Genomic DNA, 8,435 nt, shown 5'->3' on the forward strand with positions numbered 1-8,435 from the left:
GTTATGCTGAACAATTTGTCCAAAAATTCGGATTAAATTTGCAATCTACCATTAAAAAACTAATACAAAAAAAGTGATTTCAGCCGCGGCGAAATCACTTTTTTTACTATTCAAATTTAGAAACTTCAATTGAAATATTTTGACCAACCCGCGCCCGTAAGGCTTGTTGGACAGTTGTGACCGTTCCTTGGAAGATCATATTGATTTCACGATGCGAGTTCAAGACAAACTTAACGATGACTTGCGCTTTTTCGTTCAACATTGGGATCGCCGAAATTTGAATGCCGCTAATTTCACTGAAAGTGACCGTTCGTTTGATCCATGACCCCGGAATCACTAATTTATCGTTAGTCAAACCACCGTTGCCCATCATGATGCTAACGAGCATGAATAACGAATAAAATAACAATTCTTCAAAGTTCGCTAAGCCACCCGTAGCGCCCCACATCACTAACAATGCGGCCACAATGATTTGACCAAAGCGATATTTGGCGCGATACATTAACCGTGATTCAATCACCACGTTCCGAATGACCAAATAGGCTAAAAATAAATCTAAGACGATCATGCTTAGTTCACCCCTCATGTTGTTCCAGATTATAGTAACCATTTTAACAATCATGGGCGTAAAAGTTAACTGCTAAGTTCGACTTACAATGCAAATAAACGTTTGGCATTATCTGTCAGTATCGCTTGTTTGAAACTCGGCGTCAAAATACCGGCACCAGTGAGCATTTTCACTTCCAAATCTAAAACTGCTGGCAGTTGGCGTAACTGGGCATGCTTTTCAAAGAAGTTATCGAAGTGTTCGGCGACCCCTAACGTCAGCAACCGGCGTCGGGCTTGCGGGGTGTTACCACGTTGCAACACCTTTAATAACTCACTGGAAATTTTAGGATTGGTATATGGAATATCGCTACCATACAGCAAATGAGTTGGGTCAGCTAATGTCATCAGCATCGGTAATTGCCGTGGTAAGACTGCCCCAGCGGTATCAAAATAAACGTGTTGCATCGCTGCATATAAGTCTGATTGATACGATGCCTTAACATACGCCGCATCGCGATCAGCCAAAATGCTCAAAAAGGCCCCGGCATGGGGTACAATCAGCCGAATATCTGGATACCGGTCGAAAAAATGATATTGCAATAAATTCATGAAAGTCATCGTCGTATCCATAAAGAAGCCTAATAACGGCGTTGGTAAATCGATATTCACATTGAGCGGCAAGGCAGCTGGTTGGTTGGGATGCAAGGCGACCACGGCTTTTGCGCGATTCAACCGCGCATAAACTTCTTCCATTATCGGACTGCCAAAATAAATACCGCGCGTATTGGTCGGTACCGTGAATCCCCGCGCCTGATGCTGCAAGGCCCAGTCTATCTCAGCCACGCTCTCGTTGACGTAGGGTAACGGCAATGACGCCAGGTAACCAAGTTGGTCCGGATACGTCTGCGCTAAATTGGCGCCATCGGTATTGGCCGAACGGGCAATATTAATCGTTTCGGCGCGGTCGCCAAAATTGAAATGTGGCGATGATAAAGACAACAAGGAATAACTAATTTCATTTTTTTGCATAAATTTTAAGGTGGTAGCCGGGGTCCATGCCGGTGTCGGCCACCCGTCTGGATCGCCCGCAATGTGTTGTTTCAATGCCGCGGTATACGCCGTTGGTAAATAATGAGTATGTACGTCAATAATCGCTGTCATAAAATATGACCTCCTAAAATAATCATTACGTCCATTCTAGAAAGCGCCGACTGCCGATACAATCCGCAAAATCAATCATTTTGTTCAATTTTTTGTCATTTAAGTCACTGACGTTCATAATTGAGATTATCAATATAAATAACACGGAGGTCTCATGCACGATGACAACGGGTGAAGCAAAAATTAAAGCGGCCTTGATTACCTTATTAAAACAGACAACTTTTGAACACGTGACAGTTACCGCCATTGTGACCCAAGCGGATATCAATCGAGGCACGTTTTATCAACACTACACCGACAAATATGATTTACTTAATCAGTTAGAAATGCAATTTGAACAAGCACTGGCCGCTATTTTTGCGCGCTATTTTGATGAGACTATGACGCCAAATCACTTAGAACCTTATCCGGTCGTGCAACAAGCGGTCCAATTAGTCGCCAACAATTTTGCGTTGCTCCAAGCGCTCTTAGGACCAAATGGCGATCCCCGCTTGGAATATCGCTTAAAGCAGCGCACTAAAAGTGCCGTCCAACATCAATTAACTAACCGCAAAGGCGCCCCCAAACTGACACCGCAACTGCCCGCTGAACTCGCTTGGAATTTAGAAATTGACGGTATTTTCGATGTTTTCAAAGTTTGGCTATCACAATCAAAACCCGTTACACCAACTGAACTTAGCCAAATTTTGATGCAGACGCGGTATTTAAGTCCCTACAAAATGCTCGGTTTAACGACAGACTAAAAAAGCATCCTTAAATGGATGTTTTTTTAGTCTGTACTTAATTGAATTAGTAATTCAATCCGGTTAATGACTTCATCACGAACTAGCTCAGGTAATTGACGGTGATTGCGAATTAATAATTCGTCATAAATCGTCTTTTGAAAGATTGAGAAAATAATGCCAACCCAATCGTTGAGTTGGGCGTCACTAATCGTCAAAAATTCCGGTAACATTCGTAAGGAATCGGCTAATTGTGCCTGTACTTCATCAATCCGCTCCATTAACCAAGCAGACTGTTCATCAGACAACAACGCCCGCTCGCGCACCGTAATGATAAATGCTTGGTAATTCTCCTCACTACTAAACGTCGTCCATAATAAATCGAATAACTCGAGTAAACGCGACGCTAAATTACTGGCGGTAACGTCAGACATTGGCCGCGCGGCAAACACATCTAGGCGTTCTTGGACCCCGATGTGGACGATCGTATCTAAAATCTGCCGTTTACCATGCGGAAAGTAATAATATAACAACCCTTCCGCCGTGCCCGCCGCCTGATTAATTTGGCGCGTCGTGGTCGCCTCATATCCTTTAGTGGCAAATAATTGGCGCGCCACCTTTAATATTTTTTCACTCTGTTGTGCACTTTTGGTCATCCGCGTTTCCTCGTTAGTTAAAAATTCTTCTCCATTATACGCTAGCCAGCATTATTACCACAAACTGAGTAATTACTCAGTTTGTGGTCAAAAAAATAACCTAGTGCCCCCGCCAGCCTGCAATATCTTGTGGTGAAAAATCATAAGTTAACGCTTGCTGATAAGCTTGTTCGTAAGCCTGTTGTTTTTGCGCATAATCTTTGCGTATCATCGCAAAACTATTCGCCCGGACACTGAGCTTGGGATCTGGATAGATGACCGGCAACACATGGCAAATCCACCGCACTTGATTAAATTCGGCATTATCGACTCGCGGTTCATCGACGATTTCCACGAAACACGAAATGATTGGTACTTGCAATGATGCAGCATAATAATACGCACCCCGTTTTAGCGGCCGCGGCTTACGGTAGTTGAACCACATCTCTTCTTCTGGGTATATTAAAACATCATCACCATGGGCTAAGGCGGTTTCAAGTTGAGTTGTAAATTGACGGCCCATATACCTAAGATTCGGGCTGACCGGAATGGTGTCATAGTTACGCATCAAAAAGCCAATCGGTCCCGTCATCGCATAATTCGTGTCTTCACAAACAATATAGAGACGCTGGTGCTGATGGCGTTGATGAACCATGTGACGAATGACCGTATTTTCGAGTGGATTAAAATGGTTGCTCGTAATAATCGCGCCACCGTGTACTGACGCCAAATTGTCTAACCCAACCACTTGCGTTTGCCGGTTAAACCAGCCCGTCGCGATATTTGCGACCCCCCGTGCGACCAAATTGCGTTCCCGATAACGCCAAGTTGACGTAGTTTTTAAATACGTTGCTAAAACTTGCTCACGCTCTTGGGTCGAATAGCTGGGGTCGTCAACTTCGACCTTTTGATTAAAGCGTTTCGCCTGTACCGCCGCTTGAATGTTTGCGACTACGGGGCCTTTATCGCCACCAATAATCATAGTACCGCCGCCTTCTTGCTAGCCGCAATTAATCGGTTGGTCTCACCAGCCATCACCACGGCCAAAGCGGCCTTGAGTAAGCCTTGCTCGGTGGCACGATCCTTTTCCTTGTCAGCTTCATCGTAGGCCGCTTGCGTTAAGACAATTTGGTCAATATCTGGAGATTGTTCAGCGTAATACCAAAAATAGTTGTCATTAGCAACATCGTCATAATGCCACGGTTTGTTGAATAAGCTGTAATGAATTAACGCGGGATTTTTAACGACGGTGCTGTGGCTGGGCATTGCATTCCAAGTAGCTGGTAATTGCAAGATATGTCCTTGCGTCATCAAATTCAAATAATCTTGGTCCGGCGCTAACACGTTGAAATTATACGTATTGAGTAAATGTAAGAATTGGTCGCTGAATCCATGGGCACGCCATGCGGCCATGTTAATGACTAAGACGCCGGAATTCATGTACTGCCCAATCGGAATCCCCAGCGCTTGTTCCACATACGTGATGGTTTCGGCATGGTCGGCCGCAAACGTATCGGGGACCGCCGCAATTAAATTATCAGCTAATGGTTGATCATATAAGTCGGCCACATCACTATTCAAGACCACGTCGGCATCTAAATAGACGGCCCGGTCGTACTGTGGAAATAAATCCGCGATAAATAATCGAAAATAAATGGTCAACGTTTCGTAGTCGCCACGTAATTTGCCGTGAGCCGCTTGCATCGTTTGTTTAAATTTTGGCCTCATGGCAACGACTTGAATGTGCACATTTTTAGTCGCTAAGGCTGCTAATTCCGCCTGATGCTGGGCATTTAACTGGTCGGACAAAATATTAATTTCATATTGCCGGTGCTGACTGGCGTTTTTAATCAGCGACACTAACGCCACGGATAAATATGGCGCATAGTTATCATCGATGGCAAAAAAGACCGGAATTACTGGTTGGTTTGTTGTTGGCATAGCGCTCACATCCATTTCATAAATTAATTACTAATTGTTGGTATTCCGTTAATAATTGATCATAAGCATGACATTTTAGTTTTGTATGCATGGCTTCAACTTGCCACGGTTTGACCGTTAACGTATGAAGCCACGGCAACATCCGAAAGCTGGTCGTAAAATGTTGAAATACGGTATTGCGATGTAACCGCCGCTGTTCGTTGTATTTGCGCGGCACAATTAACTTCGCTGTTGCCAACCGATTCAAAGCAGACTGATCGGGCATAAACATTTTTTGTTGCTGACAAAGTTGCCGACAGCGGGCGAGTAAGTGCGTTTCACGTAATCGCGACATATTGAGTAACAAGACACCGGAATTCAAATAGTCAGGGTGCGGCCAATGTTGATGAAACAACCACTGACCGTAGTGGTCTAACACCCCGGCAATTTCATAATTTTCAATACTTTGGTCATAAAAACCGTCAATCGGGCGGCGCGCCAACACGTCCGTATCCAAATACAACAACTTGTCGGGCAAACTCGGCACTTGATCGGCGTACAAGCGCAACATACAGGCCGGCGTAAAAATTGTCGCTAAATTGGCGGTGGGCGTGTTCTTCGCCACTAACGCGGTAATGTCTAAACGATTAACCCAACTTCGGTCACAAGTCTGTTTGACTAATTGATTCAAATAAGCCATCGTCGTGACCGGAATCGCTGCGGTCGGCGTCGTCAGTCCGGGCATCGTGGCCGTCAACACATAAATGTGTAACGGCCGCGTCGTTTGTCGCCGTAACGCTAAGATTGAGATTAGCAACCCTTGCTGACTGTTAATATCACCACAATATAAAATATTCATAAAATCACCTCTGCTGCTCATATTGCACATATTGATAAGTACTCGCTTCGGCGCGATGCTGCATGCAAGTCCGAACTTGTTGGCTCAGTTGGTGTTGTTGAACTTTGCGTGGTCGTTGTTCGTCCGGCCAAAACGGGCCATCAATGAAAACTGTCACTTGCGGTCGATGATGCCGTGGTGCTTGATAAGTCGTGGTCATCACGTATGCTGGGACGTGACTGGCCACTGGAAAGTGAAAGGCACTCACATTGAATGGTCGAATTTGCGTGTAGTATGGCCACACATGACTTTCCGGGTATAACATTAAAAACTGTTGATTTTGTAACCGTTGCGTGACAAGCTGCGTTAACTGGGCCAATTGGCGACCAGTCGCTGGTAACGCCAGCCCGCCGGCCCATGGTAGCCACGGGCCCACGATGGGTACTTTTAAGTTTGCGGGACTAATCAGCGCGTTGAAACGTTGGGCACCGCCCACAACCAACGGCAACAAGACATCCGCCGTTGGTTGCGTGTGGTTGGCATACAAGACGTACGCACCTTGTGGTGGTAGTCGACCAATGATTCGTGGTCGCCACCAACCTTTAACATACAGCCAGGCCAAGTGCCCCGCCAAATGGCGTATCATGAATTGCCGATACTTGGCGGTCGGCCACTGATAATTAGGCGGTAATTGATAATTTTGTTGTCGACTCGTCACCACATCACTTTGCCAATTTTGATAATGATAAACACGTGGTTTTCCCCACTTCACGTCATCACCTCCATTATTTGAGCGAGTGCTCAATTACCAGATGTAATATAACACACTTTTTTCAGGAGTTAAATGCTTTTTAGCACATTTATGAGTGTTCACTCATTGACGACATACAAAAAACGCGGTGCCAGTAAGGCGCACCCCGTTCAAAGTTTTTTTATTTAATAGACAATTTTTTGAACTTGTTTGGTGATTTTGGCAATCCGCGGAAATCCGGAAAAACCAGATTGCCGATGCCCCCATGTCAAAATGGCTAATAAATAACGTTGGCCATTTGGTAAGGTCACGATGCCGGCATCACCATTATTATCATACAAGAAGCCCACTTTATCTTGAACGCTAGACCCCTTCAACGCGGCCGCCGCACCAGTTGGGATGCCTTTACGATAAATTTGTTGATGCATCAGCTTCAAGACTTTCGCGCGATCACTCTTATTACTGAATGCCTTTTGCCCATTTTGCAAATCTTTTAAGACTTTGATCAAACTATTGGCCGTCGTCATTGAATTACGCGTTGAACTAAACGGCGCCCCATAATAACCTTGTGAAGCCAACCAATGATTGATATTAGTCCGCCCGTATTTGTTCAAAATGCTAACCGGATAGTGATTATCGCTAATCACGATCATATCGTGCATGCCTTTAGTATTGGCCTTACTCCATGACCACTTGTGTTGTTGCTTCAAATGTAACACGTAAGCCGCAATGTACAGCTTATACGTGCTTGCCGACGTGGTAACCTGATTACCGCGGGCGTTAACGGCCAACTTACCCGCCTGATAAACACTCGCGTGCGGTGCTTTGGCCGCCTGACTACCTGCAATTGGTGACAAGTTATAAAAGGCCACTTCCGCGGTGCCGTCTTTGGTGACGGAATTCAAATACTTTTGTAACTTACTCTTGATGGCTTTTTGACGCTTGGCAACGTCATAATACGTCCCCGCTTTCAGTTGCTTGTGCCAGACCCAGCCTTTGACGCCTTTGGTGCTAGTCACATAATAGTAAATATAGGCCTTACCTTGCCGATAATACGTCCGTTGCTTGGTCGCTTTATACGTCTGCGTCTTGGTCAAAGATTTACCTTTGACCCACTGCATGGCGCTCGCTTTCCCGTTCATCTTTTGATAAACTTTGCCGGCTTTCAAGTAAACATAGTTCTTCGCCTTTAGCTTTTTAACGGCACTAACTTGATAATTACGACCCGCTTTTAAATTACTAGCAACCACCCAGCCTTGCGCGCCATTCTTAGCGTTTTTCACTAATAAATAACGCGTCGTTTGACCTTTGGGCGTCGTCACATCAGTCTGCGCCGTTGCGGTCCAAGTTGTTTTGGTATAATTGCTTAACTTATGGTTGGCATGCATCGTCACGTGCGCATTATCGCCACTAAATGCATATGTATTCCCCGCTTTGACCGAAAAGTACGCCTTAGCGGTTAACTTTTGCGTGGCTGTTCTGGTCGTCGTCTTTGGTTTTGGCTTGACGGCGGAACTACTAGAACTAGCAACCGAACTACTACTGCTAGCCGTTGAACTACTACTAGCACTGACCACCGAACTGCTACTAGTGCTGACCGCACTACTGGTCGCCGTGGCCGTTGTCGCCGCTTGGGCTGGTGTTAAACCAGCTAGGCCCCCGATTAAGCCAATTATCCCTGTCATCGTCAGTGTGAGTCCCCGCAACTGATTTGTCATTGGTCGATCCCCTTTATTTTGACTTATTGACCAAACTTTGATCAACAGTTAATTTATATCCGCTATAATTATAAATTTATTTATATATAAGGTAGATTGCAAATTTAATCCGAATTTTTGGACAAATTGTTCAGCATAACC

9 protein-coding genes are annotated in these 8,435 nt (G+C 45.0%); 1 reads left to right on the plus strand and 8 read right to left on the minus strand.

Annotation, left to right across the window (positions count from 1 at the left end):
• Positions 1-106: 106 nt before the first annotated feature.
• Both DY78_RS08945 and DY78_RS08950 read right to left on the minus strand, forming a co-directional pair.
• The gene (locus tag DY78_RS08945; protein ID WP_024625994.1) at positions 107-568 is read right to left on the minus strand and encodes a hypothetical protein; all 462 of its coding nucleotides are present in this window, start codon (positions 566-568) and stop codon (positions 107-109) included.
• Positions 569-651: 83 nt separating this feature from the next.
• Positions 652-1,710: an amidohydrolase family protein gene (locus tag DY78_RS08950; protein WP_024625995.1), complete on the minus strand. Its 1,059-nt coding sequence runs from the start codon at positions 1,708-1,710 to the stop codon at positions 652-654.
• A 161-nt stretch (positions 1,711-1,871) separates the two neighbouring features.
• On the opposite strand from DY78_RS08950, the gene DY78_RS08955 reads away from it, so the two are divergent.
• Entirely contained in the window at positions 1,872-2,453 is a 582-nt protein-coding gene (locus DY78_RS08955) for a TetR/AcrR family transcriptional regulator (RefSeq protein ID WP_024625996.1), read from the plus strand.
• Positions 2,454-2,479: 26 nt separating this feature from the next.
• Here the strand turns inward: DY78_RS08955 and DY78_RS08960 are convergent, their stop codons facing one another.
• From DY78_RS08960 to DY78_RS08985, 6 genes are all read right to left on the minus strand, one after another.
• The gene (locus DY78_RS08960; protein ID WP_024625997.1) at positions 2,480-3,088 is read right to left on the minus strand and encodes a TetR/AcrR family transcriptional regulator; all 609 of its coding nucleotides are present in this window, start codon (positions 3,086-3,088) and stop codon (positions 2,480-2,482) included.
• 100 nt (positions 3,089-3,188) lie between these two features.
• The gene (locus DY78_RS08965; protein WP_024625998.1) at positions 3,189-4,049 is read right to left on the minus strand and encodes a lysophospholipid acyltransferase family protein; all 861 of its coding nucleotides are present in this window, start codon (positions 4,047-4,049) and stop codon (positions 3,189-3,191) included.
• Positions 4,046-5,008 (minus strand): glycosyltransferase family 8 protein, encoded by a 963-nt coding sequence (locus DY78_RS08970; RefSeq protein ID WP_024625999.1) that lies wholly within the window; start codon positions 5,006-5,008, stop codon positions 4,046-4,048. Before DY78_RS08970 ends, DY78_RS08965 begins: the two co-directional genes overlap by 4 nt.
• 16 nt (positions 5,009-5,024) lie before the next feature.
• Entirely contained in the window at positions 5,025-5,846 is an 822-nt protein-coding gene (locus tag DY78_RS08975) for a glycosyltransferase (RefSeq protein ID WP_024626000.1), read from the minus strand.
• Between the two features lie 4 nt (positions 5,847-5,850).
• The gene (locus DY78_RS08980; RefSeq protein WP_024626001.1) at positions 5,851-6,597 is read right to left on the minus strand and encodes a lysophospholipid acyltransferase family protein; all 747 of its coding nucleotides are present in this window, start codon (positions 6,595-6,597) and stop codon (positions 5,851-5,853) included.
• 164 nt (positions 6,598-6,761) lie between these two features.
• Positions 6,762-8,294, minus strand: a complete 1,533-nt coding sequence (locus DY78_RS08985) for a serine hydrolase (protein ID WP_024626002.1) — start codon at positions 8,292-8,294, stop codon at positions 6,762-6,764.
• Between the last annotated feature and the right edge of the window lie 141 nt (positions 8,295-8,435).

This window comes from Lactiplantibacillus fabifermentans DSM 21115, assembly GCF_000498955.2.
Lineage (GTDB): Bacteria > Bacillota > Bacilli > Lactobacillales > Lactobacillaceae > Lactiplantibacillus > Lactiplantibacillus fabifermentans.